Genomic DNA, 22,130 nt, shown 5'->3' with positions numbered 1-22,130 from the left:
TGCGGCCGGTACCGTTTCCAAACGTCTGGAAAAGGGAATGCAGAATGGGCAACGATCTTAATGCCCCGGATGTGAGCGCCGCAGGCGCGGAGGACCTTCCGGACATCGGCTTCCGCCAGATATTCCCGATCATCAGAATTTTCGATGAAGCCAAGGCGCGGGAATTCTACGTCGATTTTCTCGGCTTCCAGATCGACTGGGAACATCGTTTCGGCGAAAACTTTCCGCTCTATATGCAGGTTTCCCGGGCCGGAATGGCGCTTCACCTCAGCGGTCATCACGGCGATGCGACGCCGGGCTCCAACGTCTTCGTCACCATGCGGGGCGTCCAAGCCTTTCAGCAGGAACTGGCGGGCAAGGATTATCGCTTCCTGAAGCCGGGGGTTGAGGCATTGCCCTGGGGCGAGATGATGGAAGTCATCGACCCGTTCGGCAACCGAATCCGTTTTTGCGAACAGAAAAGCGAGGCGTGACAGCCTTGGCGCGGCCTTGAGGGTCTTGACCTCGGCTGCGGTTTGAACGATAGAAAACGCAAATAGCGAACCGCGCGCACGGAAAACCCGTGCGCGCGGTTCGTGCGTTTTGGCAGTCGGTTCTGCAATTCGTTCGCATCCGCACGGGGGCAAAAAATGAACAGTGAAGGCAATGCACTGGTAAGGAAGCTCGCATTCTGGGGCATTCCGCTTTCTTTCGGCGTGCTGGGTCTCAAGCTCGTGGCCTGGTGGGTCACGGGGTCGGTTGCGCTGCTGTCCGACGGTCTGGAATCGACCGTTAATGTGGTCGCGGCCTTCATTGCCTATTTCGTCATTCGTTATGCGCAGAAGCCTGCCGATGACGATCACCAGTTCGGCCACCACAAGGCGGAGTATATCTCCGCCGTGGTGGAAGGCGTGCTGATTGTCGTTGCCGCACTGCTGATCGTGCAGGAGGCCTGGGGCGGTCTGTTCAACCCGCGGCTGCCGGAAGCGCCGGTTCTGGGTCTTGCCATCAACGCGTTTGCAGCTGTCATCAATGCGGTATGGGCAACGACCCTGATCCGCGTCGGCAGAAAATATGCCTCGCCGGCGCTTGCCGCTGATGGCCACCACATCATGTCCGACGTCGTGACCTCGGCGGGTGTTCTCGTCGGCCTCATTCTGGCTCTCGTGACGGGTTACGCCATTCTCGATCCGCTGCTCGCCATTCTGGTGGCTATCAATATCCTGTTTCAGGGATCGAAGGTCATTCTGCATTCGCTTGGCGGGCTGATGGACCGGGCCGTGGAGCCGGAAGAGGACGAGGCGATCAAGAAGGCCATCGCCGAACATTCCGGCGGCGTCATTGGCGTACATGACCTCAGGACGCGCCGCGCCGGCGCGGCCGCCTTCATCGATTTTCACGTCGTTGTCCCCGCAACGATGACGGTGCGGGCGGCGCATGATATTTGCGACCGCCTTGAAGATGCCATAAGGGACGTCATACCGGGCGCAAGCCTTGCCATTCACGTCGAGCCGGAAGGCGAAAAGGCGCATGGCGTCAAAGTGATTGTTTGAATAGTCAGGAGTTTTCCATGTCCGTGACGGATGTTTCCGGCCTGTCGCAGCTGGGCACGAAGGTCGATACGCCAGAGAGCCCGGAAAAGGCCATTCTCGAAAAAGTGCCGAACGGCAATGCCGGCACCGATTACGTGGTGCGTTTCACCGCGCCCGAATTCACCTCGCTTTGCCCGATGACCGGCCAGCCGGATTTCGCCCATATCGTCATCGACTATATTCCGGGTGACTTTCTGGTGGAATCCAAGTCGCTGAAGCTGTTCCTGCAATCCTTCCGCAATCACGGCGCTTTCCACGAGGATTGCTCCGTCTATATCGCCAAGCGGCTTGTGGACCTGTTGCAGCCGAAATGGCTGAGGATCGGCGCTTATTGGTATCCGCGCGGCGGCATTCCGATCGATGTTTTCTGGCAGACCGGAGCGGTGCCCGAAGGCGTGTGGCTGCCGGATCAGGGTGTTGCGCCCTATCGCGGTCGCGGCTGATCCGGCTGTTTAAAGTCACGAAGATTCAGGCGAACGAACCGTCGTCGCCTGAATCGGAATCCGCATCGTCAGCGCTGTCATCGTAGTCGGCCTGCTGGATATCGTCATCGTCGTTATTCTGCGGGTTGTTGCTGTCGCCGTAGTAATTGTTGATGACGGTTTCCTCGACGGGGGCGTTGCCGGCGGCAGTCCCGCCGCCGAAGGGCGACCCCAGGCCGAGTGACGACATGTGGCTGCCGAAAATTCCGCTCAGCGAATTGGCAAGCAGCATGCCGCCAGCGACGCCGGCGGCGGTGCCGAGCGCCCCCTGCAAAAAGCCGCCACCTGAACGGCCGACTGCGCCGGGCTGCTGGCTCCAGGGGCCGCCGGGTTGCTGTTGACCGGCTGGCGATCCCCAGGGACCGGCTGTCTGGCCGGCGGTATCGTTACGCCAGGATGTCTGTGGGGCAGGGGCGGGCGTCGGGGCAGGCGGCTGTGGCTGGCCGGTGCCGAAGATGGAACTCAGAAAACCACCCTGAGCGGCCGCCTGCGGGGCGGCATTGCCGCTTTCCAGCGCGTGGATGCGGTCTTCGAGCTGTTTGATATGGGCTGCCGCCGCTTCGAGACCCTTTTCCTGAACGATCACCGCCTGGGCGAGATAATAGGGGGCTGCGGGCTGATCGCGCACGGCGTCTGCGATCAATGTTTCCGCCTCGCGGTCACGCGGGGTGGCGGATGCGGTTCTGGTCCTGTCGAACAGGGCCTTGAGAAGCTGGCTTTCTTCCGGTGACATATGATGCCTCCTTACCGTGAAGCGAAAATCCACGATAAGGAGGTAGGCCTCAATTCCGGCTTTTCAAAGCGGTCCGAATTTTAAATTTCGGTAATGATCGTCAGCCGCCGAAGGCGAGCGACAGGCCCGCTATCGCCGTCAGCGCGCCGACGGTGCGGCTTGCGACTGTGCCGAAACGCGCAATGCCGAGGCCGAGTGCAATACCGGCCGCATGCAGGATGGCTGTCGCGATCATGAAGCCGATGCCGAATTGCCATGCGCCTGCGCTGCCGAGTTCACCGCCATGGGCGTGGCCGTGGAAAAGGGCGAAAGCGCCGACCACCGCAGCGGCGGCGGCCGTCGGAAGCCTTGCCGCCATGGCAACCAGCAGGCCGAGGCCGATGACGGAAGCGAGAATGGCAGGTTCGACGAAGGGAAGCCCGATGCCGTAGACCGCCATCACGAACCCGGCGGCCATGGTGCCGACAAAGGCGGAAGGCACGATCCACAATGCCTTGCGGTCGTTCTGCGCCACGGCGATCTGCGAGGCCCAGATGCCGACGGCCACCATCGCCAGAATGTGGTCCGCACCGAAGAAGGGATGGGAAACACCGGCCATGAAGGAACCGTGTTCTTCCGGGTTCAGATGGGCGAAAGCGGGCAGGGTGGTAATGCCCAGTGCGACGGCAGTGAGGCTTAGTCTTTTCAGCATGGTTCCCTCTTTTGATTGTCGCCGCCGGCATGGGAATCTTGGGGTTTCCCGCAACAGCGGCACTGCAATGAGGGGCCGACGATATCGCGAATGGCGAGAGGCTGTCCATGCGTCATCTGCCGGGGGTAATGTTTATTGTTCAGGCGCAAACCTTGCCTTTTTCTCTCATTGCCTTACGTAACAAGTCGCACTATGTCCGAAGGGCATGCACGAATTACGCTGGAGAGAGCCGTTGATGAACGAAGACGAAGACGACAAGAGCAAGGAACTGCCGATCGGCAAGGAAACGGAAGCGAATCTTTTCAAGTCGCGTTCGATCTTCATCTATGGTGGCATCACGCAGGAACTGGCGCAGAAGGTCTGCACGCAGCTCGTGGCCCTTGCCGCCGCCAGCGACGACGACATTCGCGTTTACGTCAATTCGCCGGGCGGCCATGTCGAATCGGGTGATTCCATCCATGACATGATCAAGTTCATCAAGCCGAAGGTCTATATCATCGGCACGGGCTGGGTCGCCTCCGCCGGCGCGCTGATATATGTATCGGTGCCGAAGGAACGCCGCCTTTGCCTGCCGAACACCCGCTTCCTGCTGCACCAACCCTCCGGCGGTACGCGCGGCATGGCATCCGACATCGAAATCCAGGCTCGCGAAATCATCAAGATGAACCAGCGCCTGATCAAGATCTTCTCCAAGGCTACCGGCCAGAGCGAAGAAAAGATCGCCAAGGATATCGACCGCGACTACTGGCTGAGCGCGGAAGAAGCCAAGGATTACGGCCTCGTCGGCAAGATCGTCGAAAGCCAGTCGGAACTTTAAGTTTCTGACTTTCCGTTGAAAAAGCCCGTGCCGGTGAGAACCGGCGCGGGCTTTTTCCATTCAGGCTAGAGCATTTCCAGTAAAAGCGGGATCGCCTTTACGTCAGGACAATGCGTAAAAACAAAGAGACAGAGTGTTTTCGCGTTTCGGAGAAAAGCGGAAATGCTCTGGTGTCATTTCATGGTGTCACAGGCCTTCATCATGTCGGCCTTTTTCATCTTGTCCATTTCCATGCCGGCCTTGTGCATGCAGTCCTTCTTGCTGGCCATGGACATGCCGTCCTTTTTCATCGTCTCCGTCTTCATGGTGTCGCTGTGCATGGTATCCTTCTTCATCGCATCGGTTTTCATGCTGTCGGCTTGGGCAATGCCTGCGAAAGACAGTGCTGACAGCATCGAGGCGGTGGCGATGGCGGCAAAAATGCGGGTCATGAAGGGTCTCCTCTGGACGTCGTTTTATGTCCGCCGGCATTGTGCCGGGGGCTCACTCTTGTCCATTCGGTCGGGAGTGGCCCATCGTTACAGCTTCACGCGCTTGTGACGAGATATTCGGGCGAGATTTTTTTCAGACCATTATGTAACAATATCCTGCGGACTGCGAATAACCTGATAGTGACGATGACAGGCAGCCTTTCGGAAGAAACATTAAAAATGCTGATGCTGCGTTCCCTTGACGGGGACGAAGGCGCCTATAGGCATTTGCTTCATGCCCTGCGCAGGCTGCTGATCGCCTATTACGGACGCCGCATGGCGTCCTCCTCCAGAGGTGATCTGGAGGATCTTGTGCAGGAGACGCTGTTATCGCTCCACGCCAAGCGGGAGACCTATGACCGTGCGCGACCCTTTACGGCGTGGTTTTTTTCGATAGCGCGCTACAAGCTCATCGACCACTATCGGGGCAGGGGCGCGCGCAGGCTGGCGGAAGTCGAGCTGGATGAGACGCTGGAGGCGGAATCGTCCGTCGACGCGGTCACGGCGCGCATGGATGTCGAGCGGTTGCTCGATGATTTGCCGGAGCGGCAACGCGACCTCATTCGACGGGTAAAACTCGAAGGTCAGTCAATCGCCGAAGCGGCAGAAAAATCCGGCCAGACCGAGCTTGCAGCGAGGGTCGGCATTCACAGGACATTGAAAATCCTGGCGGCAAAGTTGCGGGGAGACACGTGAGAAAGACGGATGACATCATTGACCGACTGGCAGGCGATCTGAAGCCTGTCCCCGCTTTTGCGCTGGAGCGCAGGCTGGCGCTTGCCGTCCTGGCGGGGATTGTTGTTTCGCTGCTGCTGCTGCTCTTCATTCTCGGGCTGCGCGGCGATATGGGCGATGCGATGACCGAAGTGGGTTTCTGGATCAAGTCCGCCTATAATGCCTTGCTGGCCGTGGCTGCTTTTTTTGCTGTCAGACGCCTTGCCCGGCCCGATGGCGAGAGCGGCCGTCTTTTCGTGTGGCTCGCGGTGATTTTCGTTGCAATGGCGGCGATAGCGCTCGTTCAACTGGGGTTCGCCTTGCCGGGCAATTACGGTGCCCTGATCATGGGATCTTCGGCGCTGCATTGCCCGTTTCTGATCGTTGCTTTTGCGCTTCCCATCTTTCTGGCGAATTTTTCGGTTCTCAAGCGTTCCGCCCCCGCCGATCCGACACTTGCGGGTTTTGCCGCAGGCATCGCGGCAGGTGCGGCGGGAGCCTGGGTCTATTCGTGGTTCTGCACCGAAAACGGCATGGCATTCGTGCTGATCTGGTATTCGCTCGGCATTCTCTTGACCGGCTTTATCGGCGCTTTTGCCGGCGCACGTCTTCTGCGCTGGTAAAGGGCGCATCCATTGCCTGCAGCGCCTCTATTAGCCGATGCCGGCCCGGACGTCGTCCGGCCGGCATTTTGCTTTGGTCGATGTTACTCACTGACCCAGATTGGCGGGAATTGCGAAAGCCGCGAATTGGGTGAACTGTTTGCCCGCATTAAAATTGTCGTCCGAGGCGATGACGAATATCTGCTTGCCATCCACGACCGGCCCAAAGGCGAAGCTTTCGATATTGTCGATATCGAGGCCGAAATCGCCTTCGTTGATTTCGAACCACGGCGTTTTCGATACGGGACGCAGATTTGCCACGTCGATCCTGTCTTTGCCGAGGATATTCTCCGCTTTGGAAAGGTCCACGATGAAAAAGCGGATATGATTGCCGACGCCGGACGCGAAATTACGTTCCACGGCGACGAAACGGCCATCCGGCATGGCCGCCAGCGCTGAGAGACCGTTATCGTTATATTTCGGTTCGGCGGAAGTCGGGGTCTTGGAGATCGCTTCCGTGACGTAGACATGTTCCGCGACAGGTTTCAGCGTTGCAGTATCGATCACGAGGAAGCGCGCGGGGCTGCCGGCCTGCGGGGTGGCCTTCTGACCGTCCTGTGTCAGCGCATTTTCCGTGGCGGCGATGAGCTTTCCGGATGCCAGTGTCAGCCCCTCGAAGCCGAGATTGTTCTGCACGCCCCTGGTCTTCGCGTCATCGACGAGATAGGCGTTGGGCAGTTCCAGCCGCTTCACATTGCTGCCATCGAGGTCCGAGACATAAAGCGCTGGCTGGTTCTTCAGGTCGCGCTCCGAGGACCAGTAGAGCTTGCCGCCCTTGCGGTCGAGCGCGATGCCTTCGGCATCGATGCCCTTCGCGGCGAAAGCGGCGCCGGTCTCGTCCTTCAATTCCCGCGTGGCGGCGATGTTCAGCGTGACGACGCCTTCCGTGACTGCCAGTTCCAGTTCGTAATACCGGGCCGGGCCTTTTTCGACACGGTCATCGGAGATGGCGAGATAACGTCCGGTTTGGCTGTCGAAGCTCAGATCGGAAATGCCACCGAAGGTGACGCCATTGATGGAGAGGCCCGAAGGCACGACGATCTGGCCGAGAAAGGCCGGTGCTGGCGGGGTTTGCGCTGCGGCTGGAAGGGCAGCGAAACAGAAAGCGGCGATGGTGACGATGCGAAGCATGGAGACGACCCCTTTTGTGGCGGATGCCCTGTAATGACAACTGCCGAGAGGATTAGCGCCCTGCCGCTAAACTTTGATGACGTTTTCCATGCCGCCGTACCTGAAGTCCGGTGCTTCATCTTGCCAAGCCGCTTCTTTTTTGATTCTGAATAGATCAGTGCTTCATCCAAAGCGTGTCGCCATCCCCGGATGCACGCAAGCATGCTTCAAGTTTTGTTTTCCGCCTGTCGCCAGTGCAGCCGCTGTGCGTCTTCCGCGACGGGCAGCAGGCCGCAGAGTGCTTTTATGCTGAGAGATTTTTCCGTCCAGAGCCTGTTCATGGGGTGCCTGACCGCCTTTGTCGGCTTCGCCAGTTCCTTTGCCGTCGTGTTGCAGGGCCTGAAGGCTGTCGGCGCGACGGATTTCGAGGCGGCATCCGGGCTGATGGCCCTTTCGGTGGCGATGGGGGTTTGCGCCATCGCTCTTTCCGTCGCCACCCGGCTTCCCATCAGCATCGCATGGTCGACGCCGGGCGCCGCGCTGCTTGCGACCACCGGCGTCATTGAGGGCGGCTTTCCGGCGGCCGTCGGCGGGTTCATCATCTGCGCCATTTTGATCATCGTCGCCGGCCTGTTCAGGCCGCTTGGGAAGGCGGTCGCCTCCATTCCAGCGCCGCTTGCCAATGCCATGCTCTCCGGCGTCATCATCGGCCTGTGTTTTGCACCGATCAAGGCGATCGGCTTCAACCCGGCGCTCGGATTGCCCATCATCCTCGCCTGGATCGTGGTGGGAGCCTTCAAACGACTGTTCGCCGTGCCCGCTGCCCTTGCCGCCTTCGTGCTGGTGATGATTTTCGGCGTCGAAATTCCGGCGGGTGCACTTGATAGCGTGGCGCAATCGCTGACGCCGCCGATGGAGTGGGTAACGCCCGTCTTCAGTCTCCACGCGGTTGTTTCCATCGCGCTACCACTCTTCATCGTCACCATGGCCTCGCAGAATATTCCCGGTATCGCGGTGTTGAAGGTCAATCACTACGATCCGCAGCCCGGACCGCTTTTCGCCTCGACCGGCTTCTTCTCGCTGCTTTCCGCACCGTTTGGCGGCCATGCGGTCAATCTCGCGGCGATTACGGCGGCCATGTGTGCTGGCGAGGATGCTCATCCTGATCCAAAGCGGCGTTACTGGGCGGCGATCATCGGCGGTGTCGGCTATATTATTTTCGGCCTGCTGGCGGGCGTGGTCACCGCCTTCGTGGCGCTGGCGCCGCCCATCCTCATTCAGGCGGTGGCGGGGCTGGCACTGGTTGGCGCCTTTTCCGGCTCCGCAGTTGCAGCGTTCAAGGAGCCGGAAACCCGCGAGGCGGCGGCCATCACCTTTCTCATCACGGCATCCGGCCTTTCCTTCGGTGGTATTTCCGGGTCCTTCTGGGGCCTGATCGGCGGCGGGCTGATGATGGCGTTGCAGCGGGTGGTGAAGCGTGGTTAGATAGGGAGCTTATTGTTTTAAAGAAATATTATTTATGGATTTCGAATTCGATCCTGCCAAAAGTGAAAGTAACAAAGACAAACACGGAATAGATTTCGTCGAGGCAAGAGCGCTTTGGCTGGACGAGAAAAGACTCGTCGTTCCTCTCGAAACCACCTCCGAAGAGCGGTATATTATGATCGCTCAGTTGCGCGGAAAGTGCTGGAGCGCCGTCTATACCTATAGAAATGACCGGTTGCGGATCATTTCCGTCAGGCGTTCCAGAGACAAGGAGAAGCAGCGTTATGAAGACGATCAGCGCTGAAGATTTCGACAAAAAATTCGATGATGGCGAAGATCTGGATGACTATGTCGACTGGTCCAAGGCAACTCGTCCCGGGCTGGAGTTGGTGCATGTCGATGTTGATCTTCCTGAAGAAGTTTTGCGGAGAGTGGATGCGGAAGCGGCGCGCCTTGGCAGGACACGTCAATCCCTGATGGCTGAATGGATCGCCGAAAGGCTGGAGAGCGGCAGGCCGGGAAAATAACCGGCGCACGGCACAAGATCACTTGTCAGACCGCCAGCCGCTGTTTATACACATCGCCATGAGCAACAGCATCGCAACCATTTCCGGCATGAGCGCGCAGATTTCTGCGATGGCCTCGCTGTGCGGTGCACTCTCGCTTCTTAGCCTCGACCTTACACGCGGTTGCCGGGTCCAGTGAGGAGCGCCCGGCGGCCGAAAGCCCGCTGGCGCTAACGCTCCTCATCTCGAAATCTCATTTTATACTGGATTTAGGCTCTCAAGGGCCGCGCATCCGCCGATGGCTTGAAGAAGCCCGCGGACTGCGCAAGGAGGAAGCGAAATGGACGGCAAGATCACCAATATTTCCAAGGGCATGGCTGACGCGAGCGTGAAGTATCGCCCTTATCCGACCATCAATATCCCCGACCGCACTTGGCCGGGCAAGACCATCGACAAGGCGCCGATCTGGTGTTCGGTGGACCTGCGCGACGGCAACCAGTCGCTGGTCAACCCAATGGGCCACGACCGCAAGGCCCGGATGTTCAAGCTGCTGCTCGAAATGGGTTTCAAGGAAATCGAGATCGGGTTCCCTTCCGCCTCGCAGACGGATTTCGATTTCGCCCGCTGGTGCGTGGAAGAAGGCAATGTGCCTGATGATGTTTCCCTGCAGGTGCTGGTGCAATGCCGCCCGGAGCTGATCACCCGCACGTTTGAAGCGCTGGAAGGCGCCAACAAGCCGATCATCCACTTCTACAATTCCACTTCCGAATTGCAGCGCCGCGTGGTGTTCGGCAAGGATGTGCACGGGATCAAGCAGATTGCCGTCGATGCCGCCAAGATGATCACCGATATGGCGGCGAAGGCCGGCGGCGGCTACCGCTTCGAATATTCGCCCGAGAGCTTTACCGGCACAGAGCTGGAAGTGGCGCTGGAAATCTGCAACGCCGTGGTCGAGGTGGTGAAGCCGACGGCCGACAACAAGCTGATCCTGAATCTGCCGTCGACGGTGGAAATGGCGACGCCAAACATCTATGCCGACCAGATCGAATGGATGTGCCGCAACATCGACAATCGTGAAAACGTCATCATCTCGCTGCATCCGCATAATGACCGCGGCACAGGCATCGCCGCGACCGAGCTGGGCCTGATGGCCGGTGCTGACCGCGTGGAAGGCACGTTGTTCGGCAATGGTGAACGCACGGGTAACGTCGATGTCGTGACGCTGGCGCTGAACATGTATACGCAGGGTGTGGACCCTGAGCTGGATTGCCGCGATATCGAGCGCATCAAGGACGTCTACGAATATTCCAACGAGATGACGATCCCCGAGCGCCATCCTTATGTCGGCGAACTGGTCTATACCGCCTTTTCCGGCTCGCATCAGGATGCGATCAACAAGGGCATGAAGGCGATCAAGGTCGCCAATCATCCCGTCTGGGAAGTGCCCTATCTGCCGATCGATCCGAAGGATGTCGGTCGCTCCTATGAGGCGATCATCCGCATCAACTCGCAATCCGGCAAGGGCGGCATCGCCTATATTCTCCAGCAGGATTACGGCATCAACCTGCCGCGCAACCTGCAGGTGGAATTCCGCGAGGATATCCAGCGCATCACCGATGAAGAGGGTGTGGAACTGCCGGCCAAGCGCATCTATGAGCGCTTTATCGAGCGTTACGTGACGCAGCCGAATGCGCGCATCAAATTCGTCGATCACCACACCTATCCGGCTGGCGATTTCAAGGGCGTGCGCATCGTGGCTGCCGAAATTACCGATAATGGCGAGGTGAAGCGTATCGAGGGCAAGGGAACCGGCCCGATCGACGGGTTCATCAATGCGCTGTCGGTTTATCTCGGGATTGACCTGTCGGTGAATGATTACTCCGAGCATTCGCTGCAGCATGGCTCGAATGCTTCGGCCATCGCCTATGTCGAGATGGAGCATCCGGGCGGCAAGCTGTTCGGGGCAGGCGTCAATACGAATATCGTGGCGGCGTCGCTGGAGGCGATTGTTTCGGCGGCCAATCGGGTGCTGGAAGAGCGGGCGAGGTAAGCTTGCCTTGAGGGTGGGGCTTTACCCCCCTCTGCCCTGCCGGGCATCTCCCCCTCAAGGGGGGAGATCGACTCGTGGTTGGGTCTCGCCCATCTCAACATTTGCAAATGAAGTGGCGGTAGCGCCTCCTGCCGATCTCCCCCTTGAGGGGGAGATGCCCGGCAGGGCAGAGGGGGGTAAAGCCCCACCCACCGACACAACCGCTCCGGACGCTATTCCTTCGGCAGCGAAAACCCCAGTGGCCGCCCGTTTTCATAAAACACCCGCACATCCTCCAGCGCCACACCCGTCCCCGTCTCATTGAGGCTGTGGCGCTCACAGGCGACATTCCAGGTGCCGGGGCCACCGGAAATATGGAAGAGATTATAGGCCGCGCGCGGTTTTTCACCGCCCGGTCCCTGGCTGGCGGAGGAAATGCCGACGACCGGGATGTGGTCTTCCCCATGGTGGGTGTTCAGCCAGTAGACCGTATTCAAATGGGTATGACCGTGCAGCACCAGTTCCGCGCCACCGACGCCGAGAGCGGCGGCAAAGCGACGAACGCCGAACATGCGTTTATGGGCGGCAGTGGCACCCCGGATCGGCGGATGATGGATCATCACAACGCGGAAAAGGCCCTGTTCATCGGCTTTTTTCAAAAGCTCGGCGGTGGCGCGGGCCTGCCGGTTGCCGAAGTAGCCGGTTGCCGAAAAGGGCGGCGTCGCAATCGAGGTGGAGCAGCCGATGAGTGCGACGGGACCGCGCACGCGCATATAGGGAAAAATCTTGCGGTCGTCGTCCCATTCCAGCGGGTCGCCATCGCCGCGCACGTAAGGATACCAGGCCTGCATGGCCTTGTCGTGCGCGCCGGAAACATAGGCGTCATGATTGCCGGGAACGACGGAGGTTTTTTCGGGATCGCCCACCTCCTCCAGCCAGTCAGCAGCGGCGCGGATTTCAATGCCGGTCGCAAGATTGACGAGATCGCCGGTAATAGCCAGATGATCCGGTGACTTTGTCTCCAGATCGTCGAGCAGTTTTTCCAGCGTATCGGTGAAGAGATGCTTGCGGCGGTTGCGGTGCCAGTTGACAAAACCGGTGATACGCTTGGATGCAAGTTCCCGGAAAGTGAGTTTTGGCAGTGGCCCCAAATGGACGTCTGAAATATGCGCAAGTTTGAACATGGCGGCAGAGATAACCTATGATATGCCGCGCGTCCAATAAAAGCCGGCAGGCGGGGAGAAACCAGGGTGAATGACGAAACAACCGGGCGGCAGGCCCGTCCGTTCCATATGCGCGTCCTCATTCGCCTGTTGCATTTCGTTTTTCTGTTCACGCGCGGCGCAACTCTTGGTGTGCGTGCGGCCTGTTTCGATGAAAAAGGCAGGATTTTTCTGGTGCGGCACACCTATCTGCCGGGCTGGTATCTGCCGGGCGGAGGGGTGGAACGTGGCGAAACCCTGCTGATGGCGCTTCACAAGGAAATCCGCGAAGAAGGCAATCTCGAAGCTGCCTCCAAACCGGAGCTGATCCATGTCTATCTCAATCTGGAAGGCAGCAATCGCGATCATGTGGCGCTGTACCGGCTTGACGTCACTCAGACCAAACCGAAAAAGCCGGATCATGAAATTGCCGAAAGCGGCTTTTTCGATCTGTCGGAGCTGCCGGAAGGGGTGACGGCCGCAACCCGCCGCCGCCTTGCCGAGCTTGCCGGCGAAGCGGCGCTCGCCGATCACTGGTAACGGCGGCTGCTCTCCGTCAGGAGAACGCCTCGCGGCCATGGGCCATGGTCAGATCCAGTTCCGGGCCGACGGGCACGATGCCGGTCGGGTTGATGGTGCGGTGGCTGCGGTAATAATGCTCCTTGATGTGGCGCATATCCACCGTGTCAGGCACGCCGGGCGTCTGGTAAAGATCGCGCAGGTAATCCGTCAGGTGCGGATAGTCGTGGATGCGGCGGATATTGCATTTGAAATGGCCGACATAGACGGGGTCGAACCGCACCATCGTCGTGAACAGGCGCCAATCCGCTTCCGTCTGTTCTGAACCGAACAGGAAACGCCGGTCCTTCAGGCGATCCTCCAGCATATCGAGCGCTTCGAACACCTTCACGGCATTCTGTTGATAAGCATCTTGCGTGGTGGCGAAACCGGCCTTGTAGACGCCGTTATTGACGGTGTCGTAGATCACGTCGTTCAGCGCATCGATCTCGGCGCGCAGCGCTTCGGGATAATAATCGGCCTGCGAGCCGGTGAGATCGTTGAAGGCGGAATTGAACATGCGGATGATTTCCGCCGATTCATTGGAGACGATGGTAGCGCGTTTTTTATCCCACAGGACTGGCACGGTGACACGCCCCGAATATTTGGGGTCCGCCCTGGTGTAGACCTGCCAGAGCGTCGAGGAGCCGAAGAGGTGATCCTCGGTCGCGCCCGGCGTACGCTCGCCTTCAGGCCTGAATTCCCAGCCGTTTTCCAGCATCAGCGGGTCGACGACGGAAACGGAAATCAGGTCCTCCAGCTTTTTCAGCTTGCGGAAGATCAGGGTGCGGTGTGCCCATGGGCAGGCGAAGGAGACATAGAGGTGGTAGCGGTCCTTCTCGGCTTCGAACCCGCCTTCTCCGGAAGGGCCGGGCGCGCCATCCGCTGTGATCCAGTTGCGGAATTGCGAGGCGCTGCGCTTGAAGTGCCCCTTGGTTTCCTTGGTGTCATACCAGACGTCTTTCCATACGCCTTCCACCAGCATGCCCATGATGATCTCCTTGATTGTTTCCTTTTGAGCGATCCTAACCGTTCTGCACTCTCCCGCGAACCCGCAAGGCGTTGAACAATGCGTTTCCGGTCCTGTGGAAACTGAATGGGATAGGGCAGAGATTTGTTCTGGACGGGTGAGAATTTTCCTGATAACTGCAATTTTCACAATTCTGAGGAAATTGCTGACTATGATCGAACCACGGATGCTCCGACGACGCTGACGCTCCTGAACGCCCTTACCGGCGCAGCCGTCATCTATTGTCGCATCCGCATTCTGGAAGTTTCGGTCTCTTCATGTCCAAGCACGATCTTGTCTACCTCACCGAGGACGCGTCGCACGACGCCATCATCGACGTCATCAACGAAGAAGCATTCGGTCCCGGCCGGCACACCCGTGCGGCAGCCCGCATCCGCGAGCAGGGGCCGCATGACCGGTCGCTGTCCTTCGTCTGCGCTGACGATGGCGAGACGATCGCTTCTGTGCGCATGACGCCGGTTCTGGCGGGCGGGGTGAAGGGCCATATGCTCGGGCCGCTTGCGGTTCGGCCCTCGCACAAGAACAAGGGCATCGGCCGGGAACTTGTCCGGATCGCCATTGCCGCCGCCCGGCGGAAGGGCTCGGAAGCGGTGATCCTGATCGGCGATCCGCCCTATTACATGCCGCTCGGTTTCGAGAAGGTCGCTTATGCGGCGCTCGATTTTCCCGGCCCGGTCGACCCGAACCGGGTGCTGGTCGTGCCGATTGGCGATGACGTGCACCAGCGGCTGAAGGGCAAGATCGGCTGGCGCAAATGCGAGGCCGTGATGCCGGCCGCTACGGTGGAAGATGAGGGTTTTGAGGAGCCGCTCAGGGTTTACGGCTGAGGGGTTATCCGAAGGGGCTTTGTGTTTTTTAGCGCGACATAAACCCCGTCATTCCGGCCTTGAGCTGGAATCCAGTCAGCCCAAGTCTTTGGACTGAAAGGACTCTTCCCACGGCGCAGACGCGCCGTGACTGGATGCCGGATCAAGTCCGGCATGACGGAAGGGGCGTTGCGCGCTATGGCAAACATCGAGACTGCCGTGCACGTCTTTTTATGTGGTAAAATCTTCTTCCGATGGTCTGTCTCGAAACAACGCCTCTCCTTCCACAGAATTCAATTCCGTTTCCTCCCCCTATACGATAGCAAGTAAAAGTCGATTTCTGCAAAGGGGCGGGGCATGACGGCTATCACCATGAATGATGCGCTGGAGCGCGCGGGCGCAGGCGCCTATCAGCGGCGGCTGATGGGCATATTCGGCCTCGTCTGGGCCGCGGATGCCATGCAGGTTCTGGCCGTCGGCTTCACCGCCGCGTCTATCGCCGCAACCTTCGGCCTGACGGTGCCGCAGGCGTTGCAGACCGGCACGGCGTTCTTTTTCGGCATGCTGCTGGGTGCTGCCGGCTTCGGGCGGCTGGCGGATCGTTACGGGCGCCGTCGTGTGCTGATCGTCACCGTGGCCTGCGATGCGCTGTTCGGCGTGCTTTCGGTGTTCGCGCCCGATTTCACCATCCTGCTTATTCTGCGCTTTCTCACCGGTGCTGCCGTGGGCGGCACGCTGCCGGTGGATTATGCGATGATGGCCGAGTTCCTGCCTGCCAAAAATCGCGGCCGCTGGCTGGTCTTTCTCGAGGGCTTCTGGGCTGTCGGGACGCTGATCGTGGCGCTGGCGGCCTGGGGCGCCAGCCTCGCCGGCGTCGCCGATGCCTGGCGTTATATTTTTGCCGTGACGGCATTTCCGGCGGTTCTCGGCCTTGGCCTGCGCTTTCTGGTGCCGGAATCGCCGCTTTACCTGCTGCGCAGCGGGCGGTTGGAGGAAGCCAAGGCCGTCGTCAACCGCATGCTGGTGACGAATGGGCGTGCGCCGCTCGATGCCGGGACCGGGCTTTTCCAGCCTGACGTGGGCAAGGGGCAGGGGATATTTTCGCCGGCGCTCCGGCAGCGCAGCATCATGATCCTCGCCATCTGGTTCCTTGTTTCCGTTTCTTATTACGGCGTCTTTACGTGGATGCCGGCGAAACTGGCCGGAGACGGGTTTGGTTTCGTGCGCGGTTATGGTTTTCTGGTGCTGGTGGCGCTGGCGCAGATCCCCGGTTATGCGCTTGCCGCCTATGGCGTCGAAAAATGGGGCCGCAAGCCGACGCTGATCGGTTTCTGCCTGCTCTCCGCGCTCGGTTGCCTGCTCTTCACGCTGGCCTCGGCGGGCGCGATGATCGCCGCCTCGCTTCTCATCATGAGCTTTGCGCTGCTCGGTACCTGGGGAGCGCTTTATGCCTATACGCCGGAACTCTACCCGACGGAATCGCGGGCGACCGGCATGGGGGCCGCAGGCGCCATGGCAAGGCTCGGCGGCCTGCTGGCGCCGTCTCTGCTCGGTTATGCCATAGCGCAGGGTTTTGGCGTCGCAATCGGCATTTTCGCCGGCCTGCTGGTGCTTGCCGCCATTGCCGCGACGATGATCAATGCGGAAACGCGGCAGGTGGCGTTGAGCTGACGCGTCGTTCCCGCGCAAAGGCCTGACCCGTTGAGGATCAGGCCAGGCTGTTTCGCAGCTTACAGCGCCGTGTAGTTGACCGGCAACCAATCGTAATTGGTGCTGTCGGTGCGCACATGGCCGATGCCGGGGAAGGCGATATGGGCGCCGGCCACCAGATATCTGCCTTCTACCGCCTGCCGGAATGCCAGATCGCGCGCCACGACGGCGGCCTTCTGGTCGACGTCGAATTCGATGGCCACGTCAGGCTCATCGAACTGGAGGATATCGCCATGGGTGATATCGCCCCAGAAAACGATTTTCTGGCCGTCGCTTTCGAGAACGACAGCGCTGTGGCCGGGCGTGTGGCCGGCGTAAAGGATAGAACCGAGACCGGGAACCGGCGCAGTATTATCGCCGAATGTCTCGAACTTGCCGGCATCAATATAGGGCTGGATGCTTTCCTTCGCTTCGGCATAACCCTTCTTCAGCGCTTCGGGGGCCGCCTTGGCCTTTGCCGCATCGAGCCAGAAAGCGGCTTCGCGCGCGTTGACGTGCAGGGTCGAATTGGCAAAGACGCGTTTGCCATTGGCTGACAGTCCGCCGGAATGGTCGGTATGGATATGGGTGAGGACAACGTCATCTATATCCGCGGTTTTATAACCGGAGGCCTCGATATTGGCGACGAGCCTGCCGAGGGACGGGCCGAGATAAGCGCCGGTGCCGGCGTCGATCAGCACCAGCCTGTCGCCGGTGTTGACGAGAAAGGCGTTGACCGAGGTAGGCGTCTCTTCCGGCAGGAAGGCGTCCTGCAAGACCTTTGAGGCGTGTTCCGGCGTCGTGTTGGTGTAGATTTTGGCGAGCGGCAGCGCGATGACGCCGTCCGAAAGGGCGGTGACTTCCACCTTGCCGACCATCAGCCGATAAAAGCCGGGTGCCTGCGTGGCGGCAAGCGGCGCCTTGGCGAATGCGACGGCGGGTGCAACAAAAGGGGCGGCGAAGATGGCGCTGGCGGCGCCTTTGAGAAGTGAGCGACGGGACGGCATTGGGAGCTCCTGGGTTGAGGGAATGTCTTGAAACTTTCCGCACTCCAGCTAAGTGTAGGCAGGCCAGCAATCAAATCGATGTGACTTATGCAAACTATCGATCATTTCAATCTCCGTTCCTTCGATCTCAATCTTCTCATCGCTTTCGATGCGATGATGGAGGAGATGAACGTTACGCGCGCCGCGCGTCGGCTGAAAATCCAGCAGCCGGCCATGAGCCATAATCTCTCCACCCTGCGCACCCTGTTTCAGGATGAGCTTTTCATCCGCGTGGGGCAGGAGATGAAGCCAACGGCGCGGGCGCTTAATCTGGCCGGCCCGGTGCGGCAGGCGCTGAGGCAGGCGCAGGCGGCGGTGCTGACGGCGGATGTGTTCGATCCGGCCACCGAGCGCCGCACGTTCCGACTGGGCATGTCAAGCGAGGTGGAGCTGTTGCTTTTGCCGGATCTGACGGCGCGGCTGCGGGAGATCGCGCCCGGCATCCGCATTCTCGCCCGCAGCGGGCAGGAGCAGGAAATCACCGCGATGCTCGATACGGGCGTGATCGACATGGCTGTCGGATGCGCCTATTCGAAGGAACAACGCCACCATTGCGAGTCGCTTTATTCCTCCAGCGTGCTCTGCTGTTTCAATCCGGCCTTGCTCGATCTGCCCAATCCCGTCGGGCTGGACGCCTATATGGAGGCCAAACATGCGGTCATATCGCAAACGGACAGCCTGCATGGCTGCATCAAGGATGCGCTGGAACTGAGCGGTTTGGAAATAGACGTCGTCGCCGCCGCGCCGGATTTCCTCTCGGTGCTGGCGACGGCGCGATCCTCTGCTGTGCTGGCGACCGTATCTTCACGCATCGCGCTGCGTTATGCGCCAATGCTGGGACTGGAAATAAGCCCGGTGCCGGTGACGCTGAGTTTCCCGCCCGTCGCCATGGTCTGGACATTGCAGACAGATGCGGATGCCGGAGCCGTGTGGCTTCGCCAGCAAATCCGCGAGGCTATGGGCCGAACCGTTGATTGCGGGATATCGGGTATCGCGGCCTAGGTGGGAATTCCAAGGTTGCGAACCCATAATGCGGGATTGCCGCGTTGGGTCAAAAGCTGCCTCAGATGAGCGGTCTGGCAACAATGTGCGTGTCTTGAACGGCAACATATTGTATCGTTCCCGCAGCCTTTAACGCCTTTCCTGGGAGGAAAACATGCCTGACAAGCCAAGCATCGTACTGGTACATGGTTTTTGGGGCGGCGCAGCCCATTGGGCCAAGGTCATCAATGAGTTAAGCAAGAATGGCTATGGGGCCAAGAATATCCACGCGGTCGAGAACCCCCTCACGTCTCTCGCGGACGATGTGGCGCGCACCAGCAAGATGGTTGCTCAGATTGAAGGTCCCGTCGTTCTGGTCGGGCACTCATATGGCGGCAAGGTGATTACGCAAGCGGGCGACATGCCCAATGTGAAGGCGCTCGTTTACATCGCCGCCTTCGCACCGGACGCCGGTGAGAGCGCGGGCGGGATTTCGCAGGCCAAGCCGCCGGCGGCCTTTGCGAATATCGCGCCGGACAGCGACGGCTTCTTGTGGATCAAGCCCGAGAAGTTTCGGGAGAGCTTCTGTCAGGATTTGTCGGAAGAGGAAGCGCTAGTCATGGCCGTGACCCAAAAGGCTCCGGTCGGGAGCACTTTTGGCGATAATGTTACGGCGCCCGCCTGGCGGAAGAAGCCGAGCTATTATCAGGTCTCGACCAACGACCGGATGATTAACCCGGAAAACGAACAGATGATGGCCGATCGAATGAAGCCGATGAAGAAGATCGAACTTGAAGCCAGCCATGCATCGTTGGCTTCGCACCCGGTTGAAGTCACTGCGCTCATCCTTGAGGCGGCGCAAGGGTAACCAGCCGCCCGAATTTGCGCGTTTACCGTACGGTGGCCATGGTCCAATGCGCCTCGATGGGGCCGTAGCAGCGCGATTATGAATCGACCGCCTGGAAACGTTTCTCCAGCCATGTGATCGTCTGGCCCGTGGAAAGCGGCGCAAGCGAGCCAATCTTCGTGAAACCGAAGCGTTCGTAGGTTCTCAGGGCATCCGGGTTCATCGTGTCGATATAGGCGCCCATGCAGCCGCGCTTTCTGGCTTCCGCCTCCGCCATGGCAAGCAGCTTCGGGCCTGTGCCCTGACCGCGCATGGCCTCCGGCACGAAAAGAAGCTGGACGTAAAGCCAGCCGCGAGCGGTGTGGCCCACCAGACCGCCGGTGACGGTATTGTCGTCATCACGGATGGTAATGTTGAGTTCGCGTTTGTCGCTTTCGCCGAAACGGGCGAGATTATAGGCCACCAGCGGATCGCGAATGGCCTTTTCGGCCTCTGCATCCGCGACGTCGCTCAAAATGAAATTCATGTTCATCTTCCCGGGCTGCCGGGCGGCGGCCGTTTCCTCGTTTCCAATCCGAGACGTGAAGCGCCTTAAGCTCTTCGCTGGAAACGCCCTTATCTGCCCTCACGCCACCAGAGCGCGGAGAAGGCGAGCAGCAGGGCGGCAAGCCCGGCAAAACCGGCAAAGAGCGGCAGGGTGTTGACGCCTTTCAGCACCGTCTCGTCGGTCACGCGTATCAGCATGCGATCCTCGTCGGCAACCCTGATATCTCCGCGCACGGGCAATATATCTGGCAGCGCGATACGGCCGGAATTATCGGCGACACGGTGCACGCTGCCTTTGGTGGCGTCGGCCAGCGGTTTCAGCGTTTCGGTGGTCGAGATCATCGCCTTGAATTCCGGCGCATCCACCGCGCCGACATGGACGAGGGTAGTGAAATCGCCGTTCCTGATTTCAAACAGGCCGGTTTCGTCCATGCGGCGCTCGATCCTGTAAAGACCAGGCTCGGTGCTGGTGAAGGCCATGTTTTCCGTTTTGCCGGAAGGAAAACGCACGCTCGCCTGACCGGGATCGTCGCCGATGGTCTGGCGGGTAATCTGCAGGGTGCGGCCATTGGCGCGGGCCGTCAGCGCTTCTTCTTCAAGCTCGGGTTCCTTCATCAGCCAGTGGGCGATGCGACGGTAAAGCGCCACATGCGGGCCGCCGCCTTCAAAACCGCGCGCCCACAGCCAGCCCTGATCGGACAGCAGCATGGCGACACGGCCTTCGCCCTGCCGGTTGAGCACCAGAAGCGGGTCTTGCCCATCGCCGAGCATCACGGTCTGGCCCTGCGGCGGGTCAACGCTGATGGTGCGGAACCAGCGGCCCCATTGCGGCGGCTCGTTGCCCGAACCTTCCAGCCCACGGGTGACGGGGTGTTTCTTGCCCGCTTCCGAAAGGCGCGGATAAAAGGCGGCCTGATGCACCTGACCGGTCGGCTGCGCCGGCAACACGGAGGCGAGCGGCGTCATGGCGATCGAATCCTGACCGGCATGTTCCGGGCCTGCGGCAATCAAGAGCGCGCCGCCCTTTTCGACATATTGGGCGATGTAATCGTAATAGAGAATCGGCAGCACGCCGCGATGCTGGTAGCGGTCGAAGATGATGAGGTCGAAGTCCTCGATCTTTTCGACGAACAATTCACGGGTGGGGAAGGCGATCAGCGAGAGTTCGTTGATCGGCGTGCCATCCTGTTTTTCCGGCGGGCGCAGAATGGTGAAATGCACCAGATCGACCGAGGCGTCGGATTTCAGGAGATTGCGCCAGGCACGTTCGCCGGCATGCGGCTCGCCGGAGACCAGCAGCACGCGCAGGTTCTGGCGGATACCTTCGATCAGGTGAACGGCGCGGTTATTGGCAGGGGTCACTTCGCCCGGAAGTTCGGCGACGGAAAATTCCATGACATTGTTGCCGCCGCGCGGAACCTTGAAACTGAACGGCGTCGGCTGGCCGGGTGTGGCCTGCAGCGTGGCGATTTCTTCGCCGTTCATCTTCACGGTCACTTCCGCCGAACCGCCGCCGGCGGGGCGGCCGTCATCGAAGACACGCAGTGTCAGCTGCTGTTCCTCATTGACGATGCCGAAGCGGGGGGCGCGGACGATCTCGATGCGGCGGTCGAATTCATCGGCCTTGCCGGTGATCAGCCCATGCACGGGCGCGCGGAAGCCGAGCGCCTGTTCGGCATTGGGCAGGGCATTCGGGATATCGTGGATCTGGCCGTCGCTGAGGAAAATCGCGCCGCCGACGCGGGATGGCGAGACATCGGAAACGGCGGAGGAAAGGGCCGAGAAAAGCTGGGTCGAGGGTGAATCACTCTCGCCATTATCGCGCACTTCCACGATGCGCGGTTCGATGCGCGGGAAGCGCGACAGCCGGTCTTTCAGCGTCTCCAGCGCCGCATCGGTCATCTGCGGCCGGTCCTGCACGTCCTGGCTCTGCGAACGGTCGACGATGACGGGCACGATGGTGGAGAGCGGCTCGCGTTCCTCCTGCGTCAGAAGCGGATTGGCTATCGCCGCAAGCAAAGCGGCAAGCGCCAGCCCGCGCAGCCATGCGCCGCGCACGCCACGCCACAGGCCGATGAAGGAGAGCGCAAGAGCGGCGACGGCCAGAACGGCGATCACGATCCACGGCAGGAAGGGGGAGAAGGTCAATGTCATG

At 60.1% G+C, this 22,130-nt stretch carries 24 protein-coding genes; 15 read left to right on the top strand and 9 right to left on the bottom strand.

Features of this window, described 5'->3' with window-relative positions; all coding sequences use genetic code 11:
* Nucleotides 1–44 precede the first annotated feature (44 nt).
* From AGR13A_RS11185 to queF, 3 genes are all read left to right on the top strand, one after another.
* Entirely contained in the window at nucleotides 45–473 is a 429-nt protein-coding gene (locus AGR13A_RS11185; protein ID WP_080835515.1) for a glyoxalase superfamily protein, read from the top strand.
* Nucleotides 474–629: 156 nt separating this feature from the next.
* Entirely contained in the window at nucleotides 630–1,532 is a 903-nt protein-coding gene (locus AGR13A_RS11180; RefSeq protein WP_080835512.1) for a cation diffusion facilitator family transporter, read from the top strand.
* Between the two features lie 17 nt (nucleotides 1,533–1,549).
* The gene (gene queF, locus AGR13A_RS11175) at nucleotides 1,550–2,014 is read left to right on the top strand and encodes a preQ(1) synthase (protein WP_080835508.1); all 465 of its coding nucleotides are present in this window, start codon (nucleotides 1,550–1,552) and stop codon (nucleotides 2,012–2,014) included.
* 25 nt (nucleotides 2,015–2,039) lie between these two features.
* On the opposite strand, the gene AGR13A_RS11170 is transcribed toward queF, so the two are convergent.
* On the bottom strand, nucleotides 2,040–2,786 hold the full coding sequence (locus AGR13A_RS11170) for a DUF2076 domain-containing protein (RefSeq protein ID WP_080835504.1): 747 nt from the start codon (nucleotides 2,784–2,786) through the stop codon (nucleotides 2,040–2,042).
* Between the two features lie 100 nt (nucleotides 2,787–2,886).
* The gene (locus AGR13A_RS11165) at nucleotides 2,887–3,477 is read right to left on the bottom strand and encodes a HupE/UreJ family protein (protein WP_080835501.1); all 591 of its coding nucleotides are present in this window, start codon (nucleotides 3,475–3,477) and stop codon (nucleotides 2,887–2,889) included.
* 235 nt (nucleotides 3,478–3,712) lie between these two features.
* Here AGR13A_RS11165 and AGR13A_RS11160 point away from each other — a divergent pair, with 235 nt between their 5' ends.
* Entirely contained in the window at nucleotides 3,713–4,294 is a 582-nt protein-coding gene (locus AGR13A_RS11160) for an ATP-dependent Clp protease proteolytic subunit (protein WP_080835498.1), read from the top strand.
* 173 nt (nucleotides 4,295–4,467) lie between these two features.
* On the opposite strand, the gene AGR13A_RS11155 is transcribed toward AGR13A_RS11160, so the two are convergent.
* Complete coding sequence (locus tag AGR13A_RS11155; protein WP_080835494.1) at nucleotides 4,468–4,725, bottom strand: pentapeptide MXKDX repeat protein; 258 nt, start codon at nucleotides 4,723–4,725, stop codon at nucleotides 4,468–4,470.
* A gap of 219 nt (nucleotides 4,726–4,944) precedes the next feature.
* On the opposite strand from AGR13A_RS11155, the gene AGR13A_RS11150 reads away from it, so the two are divergent.
* Together AGR13A_RS11150 and AGR13A_RS11145 are read left to right on the top strand one after the other, a co-directional pair.
* Complete coding sequence (locus tag AGR13A_RS11150; RefSeq protein ID WP_035220149.1) at nucleotides 4,945–5,460, top strand: sigma-70 family RNA polymerase sigma factor; 516 nt, start codon at nucleotides 4,945–4,947, stop codon at nucleotides 5,458–5,460.
* Nucleotides 5,457–6,101, top strand: coding sequence for an NrsF family protein (locus tag AGR13A_RS11145; RefSeq protein ID WP_080835491.1), 645 nt, complete (start codon nucleotides 5,457–5,459; stop codon nucleotides 6,099–6,101). Before AGR13A_RS11150 ends, AGR13A_RS11145 begins: the two co-directional genes overlap by 4 nt.
* An 87-nt stretch (nucleotides 6,102–6,188) precedes the next feature.
* On the opposite strand, the gene AGR13A_RS11140 is transcribed toward AGR13A_RS11145, so the two are convergent.
* Nucleotides 6,189–7,271, bottom strand: a complete 1,083-nt coding sequence (locus tag AGR13A_RS11140; protein WP_080835487.1) for an esterase-like activity of phytase family protein — start codon at nucleotides 7,269–7,271, stop codon at nucleotides 6,189–6,191.
* A gap of 285 nt (nucleotides 7,272–7,556) precedes the next feature.
* Here AGR13A_RS11140 and AGR13A_RS11135 point away from each other — a divergent pair, with 285 nt between their 5' ends.
* The 4 genes from AGR13A_RS11135 to leuA all read left to right on the top strand — a co-directional run bounded on the left by AGR13A_RS11135 (nucleotide 7,557) and on the right by leuA (nucleotide 11,291).
* A complete protein-coding gene (locus AGR13A_RS11135) occupies nucleotides 7,557–8,735 on the top strand; it encodes a benzoate/H(+) symporter BenE family transporter (protein WP_080835485.1) in 1,179 nt (392 codons plus the stop codon).
* A 34-nt stretch (nucleotides 8,736–8,769) separates the two neighbouring features.
* Entirely contained in the window at nucleotides 8,770–9,039 is a 270-nt protein-coding gene (locus AGR13A_RS11130) for a BrnT family toxin (RefSeq protein WP_035220155.1), read from the top strand.
* Complete coding sequence (brnA, locus tag AGR13A_RS11125; RefSeq protein WP_003523072.1) at nucleotides 9,020–9,262, top strand: type II toxin-antitoxin system BrnA family antitoxin; 243 nt, start codon at nucleotides 9,020–9,022, stop codon at nucleotides 9,260–9,262. Before AGR13A_RS11130 ends, brnA begins: the two co-directional genes overlap by 20 nt.
* Nucleotides 9,263–9,581: 319 nt before the next feature.
* Nucleotides 9,582–11,291: a 2-isopropylmalate synthase gene (gene leuA, locus AGR13A_RS11120; RefSeq protein ID WP_080835482.1), complete on the top strand. Its 1,710-nt coding sequence runs from the start codon at nucleotides 9,582–9,584 to the stop codon at nucleotides 11,289–11,291.
* Between the two features lie 212 nt (nucleotides 11,292–11,503).
* Here leuA and AGR13A_RS11115 read toward each other — a convergent pair whose 3' ends face one another.
* Nucleotides 11,504–12,454, bottom strand: coding sequence for a metallophosphoesterase family protein (locus AGR13A_RS11115; protein ID WP_080835479.1), 951 nt, complete (start codon nucleotides 12,452–12,454; stop codon nucleotides 11,504–11,506).
* 66 nt (nucleotides 12,455–12,520) lie between these two features.
* On the opposite strand from AGR13A_RS11115, the gene AGR13A_RS11110 reads away from it, so the two are divergent.
* Nucleotides 12,521–13,012 carry an NUDIX domain-containing protein gene (locus AGR13A_RS11110; protein WP_080835476.1) on the top strand — a complete coding sequence of 164 codons (492 nt, stop codon included), beginning with the start codon at nucleotides 12,521–12,523 and terminating at the stop codon, nucleotides 13,010–13,012.
* A 16-nt stretch (nucleotides 13,013–13,028) separates the two neighbouring features.
* Here AGR13A_RS11110 and AGR13A_RS11105 read toward each other — a convergent pair whose 3' ends face one another.
* A complete protein-coding gene (locus AGR13A_RS11105) occupies nucleotides 13,029–14,021 on the bottom strand; it encodes a glutathione S-transferase family protein (RefSeq protein ID WP_080835473.1) in 993 nt (330 codons plus the stop codon).
* Nucleotides 14,022–14,317: 296 nt separating this feature from the next.
* On the opposite strand from AGR13A_RS11105, the gene AGR13A_RS11100 reads away from it, so the two are divergent.
* Nucleotides 14,318–14,887, top strand: coding sequence for a GNAT family N-acetyltransferase (locus tag AGR13A_RS11100; protein ID WP_080835470.1), 570 nt, complete (start codon nucleotides 14,318–14,320; stop codon nucleotides 14,885–14,887).
* Between the two features lie 336 nt (nucleotides 14,888–15,223).
* Nucleotides 15,224–16,537, top strand: a complete 1,314-nt coding sequence (locus tag AGR13A_RS11095; protein ID WP_080835467.1) for an MFS transporter — start codon at nucleotides 15,224–15,226, stop codon at nucleotides 16,535–16,537.
* Between the two features lie 59 nt (nucleotides 16,538–16,596).
* Here AGR13A_RS11095 and AGR13A_RS11090 read toward each other — a convergent pair whose 3' ends face one another.
* Nucleotides 16,597–17,562: an MBL fold metallo-hydrolase gene (locus AGR13A_RS11090; RefSeq protein ID WP_080835462.1), complete on the bottom strand. Its 966-nt coding sequence runs from the start codon at nucleotides 17,560–17,562 to the stop codon at nucleotides 16,597–16,599.
* An 87-nt stretch (nucleotides 17,563–17,649) separates the two neighbouring features.
* Between AGR13A_RS11090 and AGR13A_RS11085 the strand changes: the two genes are divergently transcribed.
* Nucleotides 17,650–18,603, top strand: a complete 954-nt coding sequence (locus AGR13A_RS11085; protein WP_080835459.1) for a LysR substrate-binding domain-containing protein — start codon at nucleotides 17,650–17,652, stop codon at nucleotides 18,601–18,603.
* A gap of 154 nt (nucleotides 18,604–18,757) precedes the next feature.
* A complete protein-coding gene (locus AGR13A_RS11080; RefSeq protein WP_080835457.1) occupies nucleotides 18,758–19,450 on the top strand; it encodes an alpha/beta hydrolase in 693 nt (230 codons plus the stop codon).
* A 76-nt stretch (nucleotides 19,451–19,526) separates the two neighbouring features.
* Here AGR13A_RS11080 and AGR13A_RS11075 read toward each other — a convergent pair whose 3' ends face one another.
* Nucleotides 19,527–19,955, bottom strand: coding sequence for a GNAT family N-acetyltransferase (locus tag AGR13A_RS11075; RefSeq protein WP_080835454.1), 429 nt, complete (start codon nucleotides 19,953–19,955; stop codon nucleotides 19,527–19,529).
* Between the two features lie 89 nt (nucleotides 19,956–20,044).
* Entirely contained in the window at nucleotides 20,045–22,129 is a 2,085-nt protein-coding gene (locus tag AGR13A_RS11070; protein ID WP_080835451.1) for a hypothetical protein, read from the bottom strand.
* Nucleotide 22,130: the final 1 nt, after the last annotated feature.

Origin of the sequence: Agrobacterium genomosp. 13 str. CFBP 6927 (assembly GCA_900012615.1) — a bacterium.
In the GTDB taxonomy this organism is placed as follows: Bacteria; Pseudomonadota; Alphaproteobacteria; order Rhizobiales; family Rhizobiaceae; genus Agrobacterium.
Note: the sequence above shows the minus strand (reverse complement) of the source record. Positions and strands in the feature narration are given on the sequence as shown.